Raw genomic sequence first — 13770 nt, forward strand, 5'->3', positions numbered from 1 at the left:
ATCAGGGCTGAGCGGCGAGCTGTCGAGCCGTCTTGGCGTGGACCCCGCTCGGATAGAGGCGCAGGTAGTCTTGCGCCACCACGCGGGCGGCGGCCGGTCCTTCGAGGCTCTGGACCGCGCGCATCTTCCCCGCGAGCGCTTCGGCGGCAAAGGCGCCGCCCGGCGCCTCGCGAAGGGCCGTCTCGTACCAGGTCCTGGCGCGCGCGGCGGCGCCGCGGCTCTCGTGAAGGCGCCCGAGCAAGAAGGCTGCACGGCTCCCCGCGGTCGATGCGTAGCGCGCGCGCAGGGCAAGCAGCGCCTGCTCGGCGAGCTCGTTCTGCCCCACGTAGCGAGCGGCGTCGGCCAGGGCGTTCAAGTCGGCGGCATCACAGGAGGTGAGACAGTTCTGGGTGCCCCGCGCCTCGGCCTCCTGGACGACGCGCCGGAACTCGCCCTGGGAAACGAGCTTGCTCCAGGGCGGTCTGGTGCTCGGCGAGGCGACCAGGGGCGCCGGGGTCTCAGCGGAGCTCGGCGCCGGGGGAGCAGCGGGCTCCGGCGCCGGCGCTGCGATCTCGGCGAGCTGTCCCTGCGCCGCGGGAGGCGCGGGCTCGGAGCCTTGCGCCGCCGTGTCGGGGCCCTGCGCCGCCGTGTCGGGGCCCTGCGCCGCCGTGTCGGGGCCCTGCGCCGCCGTGTCGGGGCCCTGCGCCGCCGTGTCGGGGGCTCGAGCCGTCGTGTCGCTGACGTGCAGGGTCCTCGCCTGAGCGTCCCCCACGAAGCGCTGCCCCGCGCGCACGCTCACGGCGCCAGAGCCGGAGTAGCCCTCCACCTCGACCGCCCCCTCGCGCAGGATCACCTCGAGCCGCTCGCGGTCAGCGTCCCACAGGAGCTCGAAGCGCGTGCCCACCACGCGGACCACGAAGGGACCCGCGACGAAGCGCCAATCGCTGTGCCCGGTGTGCGTGACCTCGGCTTCGACCCGGCCGCGTTCGACCGAGATGCGGGCGCCACGCTCGTTCTTGGTCTCGTCGATACGAAGCCGCGTCCCTGCCGCGGCCCGGATCCGCGTCTGATCGGAGAAGGTGATGGCGGCCGGGTGATCGACGGGTGCGCGCACATAGCCGCTCTCGTTCACCGCGCCCTCGACGACGTAATCGAGACCTTGCTCCGTTCGCCAGAAGAAGAAAACGACCATCAGCACGCTCGCGGCGAAGGCGAGCGGAGCCGCCCAGCGAACGACCACCCGCGTCTTGCTCACGCGAGCCTGCTCCTCGTCGACGCGGCGCAGGAAGGCGGCGCGCGCCTCGCGGCGCTCCGTCTCGCTCAGCTGAGCGGCGCGCTGCAGGAGGGCTGCGACGGGATCGAGCTGTCGTTCGGGTTCGCTCATGGCCAAAATCCTTCACACCGGGACAGGAACTCCTGGAGCGCTGGCTCGCGCGCCTTGAGCAAGAACGCGCGCGCGCTCTCGAGCTCACGGCGCACCGTCGACTCGGACACGCCGAGCGCCGCGGCGGTCTCGAGCATCTCGAGGCCTTGCACGTGGCGCAGCACGAAGGCCATGCGCCGGCGCGTGCTCAGCTTGTCGAGCACACGGTGGAGGGCGCTGAGCACCTCGCGATGCTCGAAGTCGACGCGCTCGAGGGCGCGCTCGGGGAGCTCTCCGCTCGGGGAAAGGCCCACCCAGCGGCGTATCTTGCGCTTCCGGATCTCGAGCGCTGCCTGCCGCGCCGCCATGGACGCGAGATAGCCACGGAGAGCCCCCCCGTCCTGGATGCGCGCGGCCCCCTGGATCAGCCCCAGGAAGACCTCCTGGACCAGATCTTCGAGGCTCGTATCGGGACCGAGGGCGCCATACAGCACACCTCGCACGAGACCCGAATACCTATCCCAGATGACGGCGAGGGCCTCCCGCTCTCCAGCGGCGGCGCCAGCGACCAAGCTCGCGTCCGACCGCTTGTCGGCGGGGAAGCGGGCCAAGGTGGGTCCGGGCGGCGGGGCGGAGCGCGTGGGTTGAGCCACTCTCTCCTAGTTACTTGGGGGCGTCGCGAGCCTCCAGAAAAATTCGCCCGCCGCCAGGGCGCTGGATCGGAGCAGGCGACCCGGAGCATTTGGGTTGCGCTCTCGAGCGTCGCCCCGCAGCTTTGCCCTGGTCGCCATGCGCCTCTCCTGCCGCACCTGGCTCCCCCGAGTCGCCGCGCTCTCGGCCTTGGCCTGGGGGCTCTCCTGTGAGGATCAGCTCATCCAGACGGCCACCCGCGCCCCGGGGAACGCGGGTGTCGGCGGCGGCTCTCCTACCCTCACGGAGCTCGCCTGCGACGGCGAGCCGCCCGCGGCGGAGCTCCCTCCGGGGGCCGCCTTCGGAGAGGGAGAGGAGCTCGCGAGTTCGCCGCTCGTCAGCGCGAGCTACGGCGCGCTCGAGGGCCCCGGTCTCTCCATCACGGGGCGCGATACCTTCCGCGTCCACGTCAACGGGGATCTCATCGCCGCGAGCGAGTCGGCGCGCGCTCCGATCTTCGTGCCCCTCTCCTTGCTTCCGGGAGAGAACGTGATCGCCGTGAGCGTTCATGCCGCAGCGGGGACCCCCGCGGCGCTCGTCCACCTCGACGAGCTCGAGCGCAGCCATGGGAGCGGCAGCGACTGGAAGCTGAGCACCGCGCCGGAAGGAGACTGGACCGCGCCCGGCTACGACGACAGCGGCTGGACGGCGGCCCGCGAGCTGGGGAGCGCTGGAGATCTGCCGGGCTGCGATCCCGAGGCGGCCTTCCCCGCGAGCACGGAGGCTCGCTGGATCGGGCCCGCGCCGGGGACGCGGGGGCCCATCGCCCTCCGCAAGGTGATACGGGTCGAGGCGATCGGCTTTGGCGAGGGCGCCACGGGGGGCGCGGGGGCGACGCCCGTGCTGGTCTCGAGCTGGACCGAGCTCGAGACGCTCGCCCGCTCGGACGAGCCGGCCGTGATCTTGCTCGCCGAAGGCCTCTACGACTTCCGCCGCACAGGCTCGGAGATCCAGGACATCGAGGTCTGTCCCAGCACCTGCTCGGCGGAGCCCGAGAAGACGTTCTATGAGGTCCTCACCGGGGATGCGACCTGCGAGCGTCCGCTCGTCGGGGCGACGCGGAACCATCGCGTCGTCCAGTTCGGTTCCAACAAGACCCTCGTCGGGCTCGGGCGCGGCGCGGCGCTGCCGGGCGTGAACATGGATCTCAACCAGAGCGAGAACGTGATCATCCGCAACCTCGCCCTCTACGATCTGAACTCGAACGTGCACGAAGCGGGCGATGCGTTCACGCTGACGCAAGCCTCCAGGGTCTGGATCGATCACACGACCGTCCAACGGATCAGCGACGCCTTCGCCGACGTCCACGCGGGCACGAGCGGGGTCACCTTCTCCTACGGCCACTTCGACGGCAGCAACGAGGCCGAGTGCGGCGGGCGCGAGCGCTGGGCCTGCACGATCACCGACGCCGAGGTGACGATACACCACTGTCGCTTCGATGAAGTGAGGACGCGCGCCCCCCTCGCCACCGGATCCCGAGCGCGCGCCCACCTCTTCAACAATGTGTTCTCGAACATCTCGGACTGGGCGGTCGGCGCCGCCTGTGAGGGGCAGGTGCTGCTCGAGGCGAGCGTGTTCGAGAACGCCGACGCGGCGACGCGGCGCTCGGACTGCAGCGACGCGACGGGCCGGGGACTCCTCCTGGCCGTCCCTGGCTCGAACCTCTACCGCGACGAGAGCGGCGTTCACCTGGGCGGAGACGGGGAGCCAGCGGATGACGTCTTCAAGCCCCCCTACGACTACGCGCCCGAGCGGGCGAGCGACGCGTTGCCCCAGGTGATCTCTCGCGCCGGCGCCGGAGGGCCCTGGGCCCTGCCGCTCGCACGCGAGTAGTCGGCGTGCACGTGGCATGCGACTGAGTCGACCGAGCCTGGAGCACCGCGGATCCCTCGCCGCTTTCATGACAGCATCGAGCTCGTGCTCGCCGGCGCGCGACCGCGCCTCGACGCTCACGCCGAGGCAGCAGGTCAGCGTTCCCTGAGGTGAGCGCGCCGCGCCTTGCTTATTCGGGTGCCCAGGTCACGGTGGTGATGACCTGAAGATGGCCGAGGTCGCGGACGAAGGTATGCACGCGCCCGCTCGGCGACACGTCGACCGGATCGCCCCAATGCTCCATGTCGGTGGGGTCGACGCCGGCCAGGGCGGGCGGCGCCGCGCCGGCAGCGCCGACGGTCGTCATGCTGTCGAGGTGCTTGTAGATCGCCTCGAGCTGCGTGTAGTCATGCTGATCCGGGTGCTGGTTTTGCCCCGGATCGTTCGAGTAGTCCATGCACGTCCCGGTCGTCGTGCTGAAGTCCTCGTCGTTGTGCGCGAGCCCGAAGAGATGCCCGATCTCCTGGCACGTCACGGAGGCTCTCCATGCCGGCGTGTTGTACCTGGCCGTGTCGAAGTAGGTGTCGTTCAGCCTCACCGTGCCCTGGGTGATGTGCTCCCCGTCGGCCCAGACCGAGGCCAGTCCGAGCCACCCGTTGGCGCCATATCGCGCGTTGCAGACCTCCCGCTGGTGGACCGGCATCGCCTGCCGCCCCCGCCGGCAGCGACGGTGGCGTCGAGCACCGACGACCTGGACCAATCGCCGGCGGCGACCGAGAGGTGCTCGGCCCACGCGGAGGACACGTTGTCGCCGAGCTTGATGGTGAAGGGGTTGCTCGTTCGTGCCCAGTGGTATTTGCCCCAGGCGTGTGACGCCAGCGCGGCGCGCTCGACGTCCTCCACGTCGGCTGCGCAGCCGACGTGGAGGAGCGAGAGGACCGACACGGACAGGCGCAGGGCGAACCGCTTCTTGCTCATGTGCGAACCTTCCTCCCGAGGGTTCAGTCCGGCCGAGCTGGGCGCCGGCGAGCACGCGCCGTCGTGGCGTTTGCGCGGATCCCGGACGTTATCGTGGGCGAGGCGCAAACGTGGCCTGACGCAGCAGCAACGGCGTTGTTCGTCAGGAACGACCCTCTGCGCAGCGCCTCATTTCCCTTCGTGTCGCCGACGTAGTCCAGCTTGTTGACGAGGCTCTCCGGCGCGAACGAGAAGATGTCATGGGCGTGGTCCGTGTCCGTGTAGGCGTGGTTGAAATCGACCGGGCCGTCGACGTCCACGATCGGGGCGGTCGCGATGTGCAGGCGGTACCAGGTGGTCCCGGCGGCCCGGGTCCAGTCGCTCCTTGTCTCGAGCGCGTCCATGGAGACAGCGGCCCAGAGCTCGTTGCCGTTGAAGACGCTGAGCTCGGGTGGCCTTCACCCCGCCGTTTCCGCGCCTCACTCCGTCATCCGGAAGGCGGGAGAACAACCCGACAGAGGATCGATCGCGATCTGCGCCAGGGCGGGACAGCGAAGCCGCCGGCCCGCAGGTGGACACCGGTGGGGTCGTGTCTCCTGGAGCGCGGAGCCGATGAAACGCCCGCGGGGGGCAGCTCGAGGCGCCGGGTTGCGGTAAAGTCGTGGGCCGGGCGCAGGCACGGCGTCGCTCGCGGTTGAGCCCGCCCTGTCGCCCCGGCAAGAACACTTCCATGGCCGATTTGAACGATCCCGCGCGCCTCGCCGAGCTGCACCACGTGCTGCTGCGCGACGACGCGGACGCCATCCTGGACGCCTGCGTCGAGCGGGCGGCCGAGCTTGCCCGGGCGCCGATGGCGCTCGTGAGCCTGGTGGTCCGACACATCCAGCTGTTCCGCGCGCACCGCGGCCTGCCGCCCGACCTGTGCGTCAGCTGCGCGACCTCACGGAGCAGCTCGTTCTGCCAGCTCGTGGTGCGCAACGAGGAGCCGCTCGTGGTCGAGGACGCCGTTCACGACGAGCGCGTGCCCAAGGAGCTGGTGGAGCGTTATGGCATCCGCGCGTACGCGGGTGTGCCGGTGCGGGTGCGCCGGCATGTGGTCGGTTCGCTCTGCGTGATCGACCTCGTCCCGCGCACCTTCGAGCCGGGCGTCGTCGAGGGCCTCCATCGGCTCGCCGCCGAGGTCGGTACGCGGCTCGAGGCGCTGGAGAGCGACACGCCGCCGCCGAGCTGCACCGCGAGGGAGCGCCTCGCCCGGTTCGGGCAGACCGCGCGTGCGCTCGAGCGCGCGCTCATGGCCATCGCTCCCGTGATCGCCGAGGCGCAGCGCGCGGCGGCGACGCTGCCGGAGGCGCCGCAGATCGCGCCGAGCCCGGACGATCTTCGCGCGGCGGTCGACTGCTATCGGGACATGTTCGCGATCGCGGCCGAGCTGGCCGACGACGCCATGGCCCTCTCGCGCTCCGCTCCGGCCGAGGCCGCGTCCGAGCTCGCCCAGGCGACGCGGTCCCTCACGCGGGACATGGTCGAGATCAGCCCGCTCGTCCGGCTCGCCGAGAGCGTGCTCGGGGGCACGCTCGGCGAGGGCGCCGCCGCGAGGGCAGCGCACGTCGTGCGGGACGCGTTCGCGGCGCACGAGACCGCGACCGCCGCGGTGCGCCGGATCATCACCACCGTCGAGCGCGGGCGGACAGGGGAGGCGTGGTGAAAGGCCGAGCGTACCAGCTGCTCCGCTCCTGTCTCGGCGACAAGGACCCTCCGAACGCGCGCGACGCGTTCATCTATGCGCGGGTCATCATGCGCGCGCGCGTCGTGCCCGAGGAGATCACGCCGGCGCTCGACGACCCCGCCATCGAGCGCCGACTGGAGAGCGCGCTGCAAGACATCGTCCGCCGCGCGTAGGGAGGGGCCGCCGGCCCCTCGCGCCGGCAGGGGCCGAGGGACGCGCTCCTTTGCCGGTGCTCCTCTGGCATGATCGCGACGGCCGAGGCTGGAGCCGAGGGCGCCGCATGCAGCGCTTGCCGGCACCCCTTGCCATTCAGGCAAAGATTGCCACCCGTGGAAGGCCAGCGGCCCGGCAACCGCTGGGTCCCGCAGAGGCGCCAGCTTCCATGATCCGGAGGAAGTCCTCCTTCGCGCCCACCTGGACCCGGTAGAAGCCGCCCCGCCGGGACGCCTGTCTCTCGCTCGATTCCACAACCTCCGAGAGAGGAGCGGCCCTCGCGATCTGCACGGTCGTGCGGCACGCGGCGCAGCTGCGACACGCGCCGCCCAGACGCGCCAGGCGTACTTGCGCAACGGGCTGCCCAACCACGCAGCGCGCTCACGCAACGCGCTGCCCGAACACGCGGCCGGGCGGTCGCCTCGCTGACGGGTCGAGATCGAGAGGCCGCGAGAAGCCGAGCGTATCTCGGTCGTCGCTGCGACGCCTCCGCTGCCGCAGCACGCCGCGACGGCATGGCACGCAGTCTGCTGGGGCACGTTCGCGGCGGGGTATCGCGACGATCGCCTGCGGCGCTCCCGACCGCATGCCGAGGGGGACGTGCGCGCATGATCCGTGGTGCTCATCCAGAGGCCAGCGACATCACGTCAAGAGGATGATTGTGAAACAACCCATGATCCGTTCGCCCCGCGCCGTCGCTGACGCGCGGGAGCAGCCAGCGCGACACGCCGCCATGGAAGCAGCCTCCTTCGCAGGGTCGTGCATCACTGACCTGCTCTGGGAGCAGGTCCGGGCGCAGCCGGACAGCGCTGCCGTCGTCGGTGAGGACGAGATCCTGACCTACCGCGAGCTCGCGGCGCGCAGCTCGGATGTGGCGATGTACCTGCGGCACCTCGGCGTGGCTCCCGACGACTGCGTCGGTCTGTTCGTGGAGCCGTCGATCGACCTGATGGTGGGCGCATGGGGGACCGTCCTCTCTGGCAGCGCTTACCTGCCGCTCTCGCCGGAGTACCCCGAGGACCGACTGCGCTACATGATCGAGGACAGCCGCACGAAGGTCATCTTCTCTCAAGAGGACCTCAAGGCCAGGCTGACCGAGCTCGCCCCGCGAGGCACGAGGATCGTCACCCTGAGAGACGCCGCGGCCCACGGCCGCTCGGACGCGAGCGCCGAGAACCGCGACCTGGGCTCCGGCCTGCGCTCACACAACCTGGCCTACGTCATCTACACCTCCGGCAGCACCGGGAAGCCGAAGGGCGTGATGATCGAGCATCGGAGCATCGTCAACCAGATGGGCTGGCTCCGGACGGCCCATGGGCTGGATCGGAGGCGGGTCGTCCTGCAGAAGACGCCCATGAGCTTCGACGCGGCCCAGTGGGAGATCCTGGCGCCCGCCTGCGGCAGCACCGTCGTCGTGGGCAGCCCTGGCGTGTACCGGGACCCGGAGCGGCTGATCGAAACCATCATCAGGCACCGCGTGACGACGCTACAGTGTGTTCCGACCCTGCTCCAGGCCCTCCTGGACACCGAAGCGCTCCACCGCTGCGACTCGCTCATGCAGGTCTTCAGCGGCGGAGAAGCCCTGTCCAGGAGCCTCGCGCTCCGGTGCCTCGAGGTGCTGCCCGGGTGCGAGCTGGTCAACCTGTACGGCCCGACCGAATGCACCATCAACTCGTCCGCGTTCACGGTCGATCGCCGCACGGTTCACGACGGCCCCAGCACGATCTCCATCGGCGCTCCCGTGCACGATACGCAGTACCATATCCTCGACGAGCGTCGGTCGCCCGTGGTCGTGGGCGAGATCGGCGAGCTCTACATCGGCGGAGCCCAGCTCGCACGAGGGTACCTGAACCGGCCCGACCTGACCGCCGAGCGGTTCATCGACGACCCGTTCCAGGCGGATGGCCGGCGCGCGAAGCTCTACAGGACCGGCGATCTCGCGTACTGGAACGCCGACGGCACCGTCCAGTTCGCTGGCCGGGCCGACAACCAGATCAAGCTGCGCGGGTTCCGGGTAGAGCTCGACGAGATAAGGCTGGCCATCGAGCTGCACGACTGGGTCAGGCACGCGGCGGTCACCGTCAAGAACGATCCCCGCACCGGCTTCCAGAACCTGATCGCCTTCGTCGAGCTGAACCCGAGAGAAGCAGCCCTGATGGACCAGGGCCATCACGGCGCCCACCACGCGTCGAAGGAGAGCAAGCTCCAGGTCAAGGCGCAGCTATCGAACTCGGGATGCCGGGACCCCCGGGAGCTCCGCGGCAAGGCTGTCTTCGACCTGCCCGGCCGAACGCCGACCCGGGAGCAGAGACAGCAGGTGTTCGCGCGCAAGACCTATCGATTCTTCGACGGCGAGGGCGTCACGAAGGCCGACATCCTGCGCCTGCTCGGCCGGCGGGCCGGCCAGAGGCTCGCGGGCGCCCACGCCCGAAGCCTGGAGGCGCTGAGCTTCGCGGAGCTCGGGGAGATTCTGCGGTACTTCGGGCAGTTCCTGAGCGCGGAGCGCCTGCTGCCGAAGTACGGCTACGCGTCGCCAGGAGCGCTGTACGCGACGCAGATGTACTTCGAGCTGGACAATCTATGCGGCCTGAAGTCCGGAGTTTACTACCACCATCCTGTTCACCACCAGCTGATCCTCCTACGAGAGAAGCTCGCCTCCACGGCGGCGCAGGCGAGGGTGCATTTCGTCGGAAAGAGGCGGGCCATCGAGCCCACCTACAAGAACAACATTCAAGAAGTCCTCGAGATTGAAGCGGGACACATGGTGGGTCTGTTCGAGGAGGTCCTGCCCCGTTATGGGCTGGACATCAAGGAGCTCGACCATGCCCCCGCGACGATGGGCCACCTGGACTCCGCGGATGAGGACCACTACATCGGCACGTTCGAGCTCGTCCCGCGCGCGGAGCCGCGCCCCGACGACGCGGTCGAGATCTTCCTCCAGGTGCACCCCGGCAAGGTCGCTGACCTCGCCGCGGGTCAGTACCAGTACCGAGATGGCGCCCTCGAGAAGCTATCGGACGAGCTGATCTTGAAGCGGCATGTCATCGCCATCAACCAGCAAGTCTACGAGAGGGCGAGCCTCGGCATCACGGTCATCAGCAGGACCTCCAAGGGCTGGATGAGGTACATCGACCTCGGTAGGAAGCTCCAGCACCTGCAGGCGAACGACATCAACCTCGGGTTCATGTCCTCGGGGTACAGCTCCAAGACCGGGGACGATCTGCCCTCGGCCAAGCGCATGGACAGCATCTTGAAAGCCTGCGGCAGGGCCCCGGGCCCCTCCTACTTCTTCGTCGGCGGGCGCATCAGCGAGGAGCAGGTGCTCAGCGAAGGGATGAAGGAGGACGTCGTTCACATGAAGGGGCCCGCGGAGATGATCCGGGACGACCTGGGGAGCTTCCTGCCCGACTACATGATTCCGAACAAGGTCATCGTGCTGGACAGGCTGCCGCTCACAGCCAACGGGAAGATCGACCTCAAGGCGCTGGACCGCGTCAAGGTGGAGCTCGCCGATCGGCCGTTCGTGGCGCCTAGAACGGAGACCGAGGCGCGCATCAAGCAGCTCTGGCTCAAGGAGATGAAGCAGGACGAGGTCTCTGTGCGAGATGATTTCTTCGAGTCCGGAGGCAATTCGCTCATCGCCGTCGGACTTGTGAGCAAGATCAACAGGGCGTTCCAGACCTCCCTGCCGCTGCAAGTCCTGTTCGGGTCGCCGACCATCGAGAAGCTCGCGCTCGTGGTCGACGGCGCGGGCGTCGAGCCAGCATCACGGCTCGTGCGGCTGCAGACGAGAGGCGCGGGGACCCCCGTCTACTGCTGGCCGGGCCTCGGCGGTTACACCATGAACCTGAGGCTGCTCGCGCGCAAGATGGGCGCCGATCGGCCCCTGTACGGCGTGCAGGCTCACGGGATCAACGAGGGCGAGATCCCTTACCCCACCCTCCAGCAGATGGCCGCAGAGGACATCAAGGTCATCCGGCGACTTCAGCCCGCCGGGCCCTACACGCTGTGGGGGTATTCGTTCGGCGCTCGTGTCGCCTTCGAAGCGGCTCATCAGCTCGAGCGTGCTGGCGAGCGGGTGGAGCGCCTGTTCTTGATCGCCCCAGGGTCGCCGAAGGTACGGGCGAAGAGCGTCTCGACCTCGGGCAGCGAGCCCACCTACGACAACAAGGAATATGCGACGATCCTCTTCTCGGTATTCGCCGGCAGCATCACCGACCCCGCGCTCGCCGAGTGCCTTGAGGTCGCCAGAGACGAGGAGAGCTTCGCGTCGTTCATCGCCAGGAGATTCACGGGCCTCGATCCGGAGCTGGTGAAGAGGGTCATCCGGATCGTGCATCAAACCTATGAGTTCAAGTACACCATCTGCGAGCTCGTGGAGCGGCGCATCCGCGCGCCCGTGACGATCTTCAGGGCGCGGGGAGACGACCGGTCGTTCATCGAGAGCATCGAGGGCATCAAGAGCATCGAGGGCATCGAGGGACATGATAGCTGCTCGACGAGCGCCTCGACCTTCATCGATCTCGACGTCGACCATTATGGCCTGCTCAAAGAGCCGGGCATCGACGAGCTGATCGAGCAGATTCACCGCCAACTTCGCGCCGACGCGAAGCCCGAACACAACACCGAAGCCATGGAGGACATCCGCATGCCCCACGTCAACATCAAGCACTTCCCCGTCTCACTCAGCGAGCAGCAGCAGGCTGATCTGGTCGCGGCGATCACCGACGCGGTAAGGAGCGCGTTCCGGTGCAACGAGGACGCGATCTCGATCGCGCTCGAGCCGGTCGAGAGGGCAGACTGGAACGAGCAGGTCTACCTGCCGCAGATCGTGAAGCGCAAGGAGCTGCTGTGCAAAGCCCCCCAATATTGACCTCTCTGCTGCGAGCGTAGCGATCACAATGAGCCGCAATCGACACACCAACGTACCGCTCTCGCTCAGCGAGGAGGTCTCTGACGCCATCCAGGACGGCGCGCCGGTGGTGGCGCTGGAGTCCAACGTCATCACGCACGGCTTGCGCTATCCGGAGAACGTCGCCACCGCCAGGAGGGTGGAGCAAGCCGTCCGGGCCGCCGGCGCCGTTCCGGCGACGATCGGCATCGACGGCGGTCGGCTCATGATCGGCATGACGGCGGCGGACATGGAACGCTTCGGCGCGACGCCGGGCATCCCCAAGGTCAGCAGCCGAGATATGTCTGTCATCCTGGCGAAGGGCGGGATGGGCGCCACGACCGTCGCGTCCTCGCTGGTCGCGGCGGAGCTGGCGAGCATCCCGTTCTTTGCCTCGGCGGGCATCGGAGGCGTGCACCGCGGCGCGGAGCGGACGATGGACATCTCCTCCGATCTGATCCAGCTCACCCGATCGAAGGTCGCGGTCGTTTGCGCAGGGGCGAAGAGCATTCTCGATCTGGCCTTGACCATGGAGTACCTAGAGACGCACTGCGTGCCCTTGATCGCCTACAGGTCCGACGACTTCCCGGCCTTCTACTGCGCTTCCAGCGGGATCCGCAGCCCTCACAGGCTGGATGACGAGGAGGCGATCGCCCGCGCCGTCGAGAGTCACTGGGCTCTGGGCAACCAGAGCTCCGTCTTGATCACCAGCCCCGTCAGGGCGGAGGACGCTATCGACGGCCGAGAGGTCGACGCGGCATTGACGAGGGCGACGGCCGACGCGGAAGGGGACGGAATCCGCGGCAATGCGCTCACCAAGTACCTCATGCGCGCCGTCGACGAGGCGACCGAGGGGAGGTCCGCCAAGGCAAACATGGCAGTCCTCGTGAGCACAGCGGAGGTGGCCGGTCGCCTCGCGGCCGCGCACGCGCTATACCGCCGGAGGAAAGGCTCATGATGGTCTCCATCCTTGAGGAAGATACGATGAGCCGCGCAGCCATCTTCGATCTGGACGGAACGCTCATCGACTCCCCCCGCGCGATCGTGGAGACGTTCTCGGCGGCCTTCGCGGCGATGGGCCTCCGGGCACGGGATGCCTCCGCCACGCGGGCGACCATCGGGCTCCCGCTCGAGGAAGCGTTCAGCCTGCTGATGGGCGTCCCGCGGCATGACGCGCGGGTGGCCGAGGCCATCAGCTGGTACCAGGTCTCGTTCCGCGAGGTCATTCTACCGAAGGCGCGCTCGATGCTGTTTCCTGGGGTCACGGAGGGCCTGCAGGCGCTGCGCGATGATGGAGTGGCCCTGGCCGTGGCGACCAGCAAGTTCTCGGCGAGCGCCGCTGCGCTGCTGGAGGCGGCGGGGCTTCGTGGCCAGTTCGACCTGGTCGTCGGCGCCGACCAGGTGACGCGGCCGAAGCCGGATCCCGAGATGGGGCAGCTGATCATGCAGACATTGGGGGTCCCGGCCGGGCGCGCGGTGATGGTGGGAGATACGACGCACGACGTGCTCATGGCCAGGGCCGCCGGCATGCGCTCCGTCGCGGTGACCTACGGCGTGCATGGCGTGCAGGAGCTGACGTCGTCCGGCCCGACCTGGATGGCCGACACGTTCGAAGACGTGCTGACGTGCCTGCGAGCGGCGCTGTCGTCGAATTGAACGGTGCTGATGCCCATGAGCGGACGTTCCACAGATTGGTTGCTGGCGGTCGGGGGGGGGCTCCTCCTCGCGTTGATGATCAACACCAACAGCCTCCTGGCGAGACACACCACGCCGCTCTTCGCGTCCTGGGCGGCGCATGGGCTAGGGGCCGCAGCGGCGTTCATCCTCGTCGTGCTCCACTCGCGGCTGTCTCGCCCCCGAGGTGGAGACGAGGAGCAGCAGAGGAAGGCGCCGCTCTGGGCCTACCTGGGTGGCATCCCGGGCGCGCTCACCGTGGTGCTGGCGGCGATCACGGTGAACAGCGGCCTCACGCTCTCGGGCACCATTGCCCTGATGCTCGTCGGGCAGGTGCTCTTCGGAGTCGTGCTGGATCACTTCGGGCTGCTCCGCACCCCGAAGAGGCGCATCGTCGCCGCAGATTTCCTCGTGGCGCTGCTCGTCTTGGTGGGCAGCGGGCTCATCATCTTTGGACGAGGCTGA

Annotated in this window: 12 protein-coding genes; 7 read left to right on the forward strand and 5 right to left on the reverse strand. The window is 69.0% G+C overall.

Annotated elements, in window-relative coordinates:
- Position 1: 1 nt before the first annotated feature.
- Both WME73_RS27280 and WME73_RS27285 read right to left on the reverse strand, forming a co-directional pair.
- Positions 2-1363, reverse strand: coding sequence for a FecR domain-containing protein (locus tag WME73_RS27280; RefSeq protein ID WP_437911433.1), 1362 nt, complete (start codon positions 1361-1363; stop codon positions 2-4).
- On the reverse strand, positions 1360-1995 hold the full coding sequence (locus WME73_RS27285; protein ID WP_437739324.1) for an RNA polymerase sigma factor: 636 nt from the start codon (positions 1993-1995) through the stop codon (positions 1360-1362). The genes WME73_RS27280 and WME73_RS27285 overlap by 4 nt, the downstream gene beginning before the upstream one ends.
- A 136-nt stretch (positions 1996-2131) precedes the next feature.
- On the opposite strand from WME73_RS27285, the gene WME73_RS27290 reads away from it, so the two are divergent.
- Positions 2132-3865 carry a pectate lyase family protein gene (locus WME73_RS27290; protein ID WP_437911434.1) on the forward strand — a complete coding sequence of 578 codons (1734 nt, stop codon included), beginning with the start codon at positions 2132-2134 and terminating at the stop codon, positions 3863-3865.
- A gap of 169 nt (positions 3866-4034) precedes the next feature.
- On the opposite strand, the gene WME73_RS27295 is transcribed toward WME73_RS27290, so the two are convergent.
- Genes WME73_RS27295 through WME73_RS27305 form a run of 3 tightly spaced genes read right to left on the reverse strand, consistent with a single transcriptional unit; the run spans position 4035 to position 5205 of the window.
- Positions 4035-4442, reverse strand: a complete 408-nt coding sequence (locus tag WME73_RS27295; RefSeq protein ID WP_437911435.1) for a hypothetical protein — start codon at positions 4440-4442, stop codon at positions 4035-4037.
- Positions 4439-4822 carry a hypothetical protein gene (locus WME73_RS27300; RefSeq protein WP_437911436.1) on the reverse strand — a complete coding sequence of 128 codons (384 nt, stop codon included), beginning with the start codon at positions 4820-4822 and terminating at the stop codon, positions 4439-4441. Before WME73_RS27300 ends, WME73_RS27295 begins: the two co-directional genes overlap by 4 nt.
- A gap of 23 nt (positions 4823-4845) precedes the next feature.
- Positions 4846-5205, reverse strand: coding sequence for a hypothetical protein (locus tag WME73_RS27305; RefSeq protein ID WP_437911437.1), 360 nt, complete (start codon positions 5203-5205; stop codon positions 4846-4848).
- Between the two features lie 326 nt (positions 5206-5531).
- Here WME73_RS27305 and WME73_RS27310 point away from each other — a divergent pair, with 326 nt between their 5' ends.
- The 6 genes from WME73_RS27310 (at position 5532) to WME73_RS27335 (ending at position 13770) form a co-directional block, all read left to right on the forward strand.
- Positions 5532-6506, forward strand: coding sequence for a GAF domain-containing protein (locus WME73_RS27310; RefSeq protein ID WP_437911438.1), 975 nt, complete (start codon positions 5532-5534; stop codon positions 6504-6506).
- Positions 6503-6700 (forward strand): hypothetical protein, encoded by a 198-nt coding sequence (locus WME73_RS27315; RefSeq protein WP_437707496.1) that lies wholly within the window; start codon positions 6503-6505, stop codon positions 6698-6700. Before WME73_RS27310 ends, WME73_RS27315 begins: the two co-directional genes overlap by 4 nt.
- Before the next feature lie 773 nt (positions 6701-7473).
- A complete protein-coding gene (locus WME73_RS27320; protein WP_437911439.1) occupies positions 7474-11613 on the forward strand; it encodes an amino acid adenylation domain-containing protein in 4140 nt (1379 codons plus the stop codon).
- Positions 11614-11641: 28 nt separating this feature from the next.
- A complete protein-coding gene (locus WME73_RS27325; protein WP_437739330.1) occupies positions 11642-12589 on the forward strand; it encodes a pseudouridine-5'-phosphate glycosidase in 948 nt (315 codons plus the stop codon).
- A 26-nt stretch (positions 12590-12615) separates the two neighbouring features.
- Complete coding sequence (locus tag WME73_RS27330) at positions 12616-13287, forward strand: HAD family hydrolase (protein ID WP_437911440.1); 672 nt, start codon at positions 12616-12618, stop codon at positions 13285-13287.
- A gap of 15 nt (positions 13288-13302) precedes the next feature.
- Positions 13303-13770: a DMT family transporter gene (locus tag WME73_RS27335; protein WP_437739332.1), complete on the forward strand. Its 468-nt coding sequence runs from the start codon at positions 13303-13305 to the stop codon at positions 13768-13770.

It is taken from the genome of Sorangium sp. So ce302, from assembly GCF_051530145.1.
Lineage (GTDB): Bacteria > Myxococcota_A > Polyangia > Polyangiales > Polyangiaceae > Sorangium > Sorangium cellulosum_B.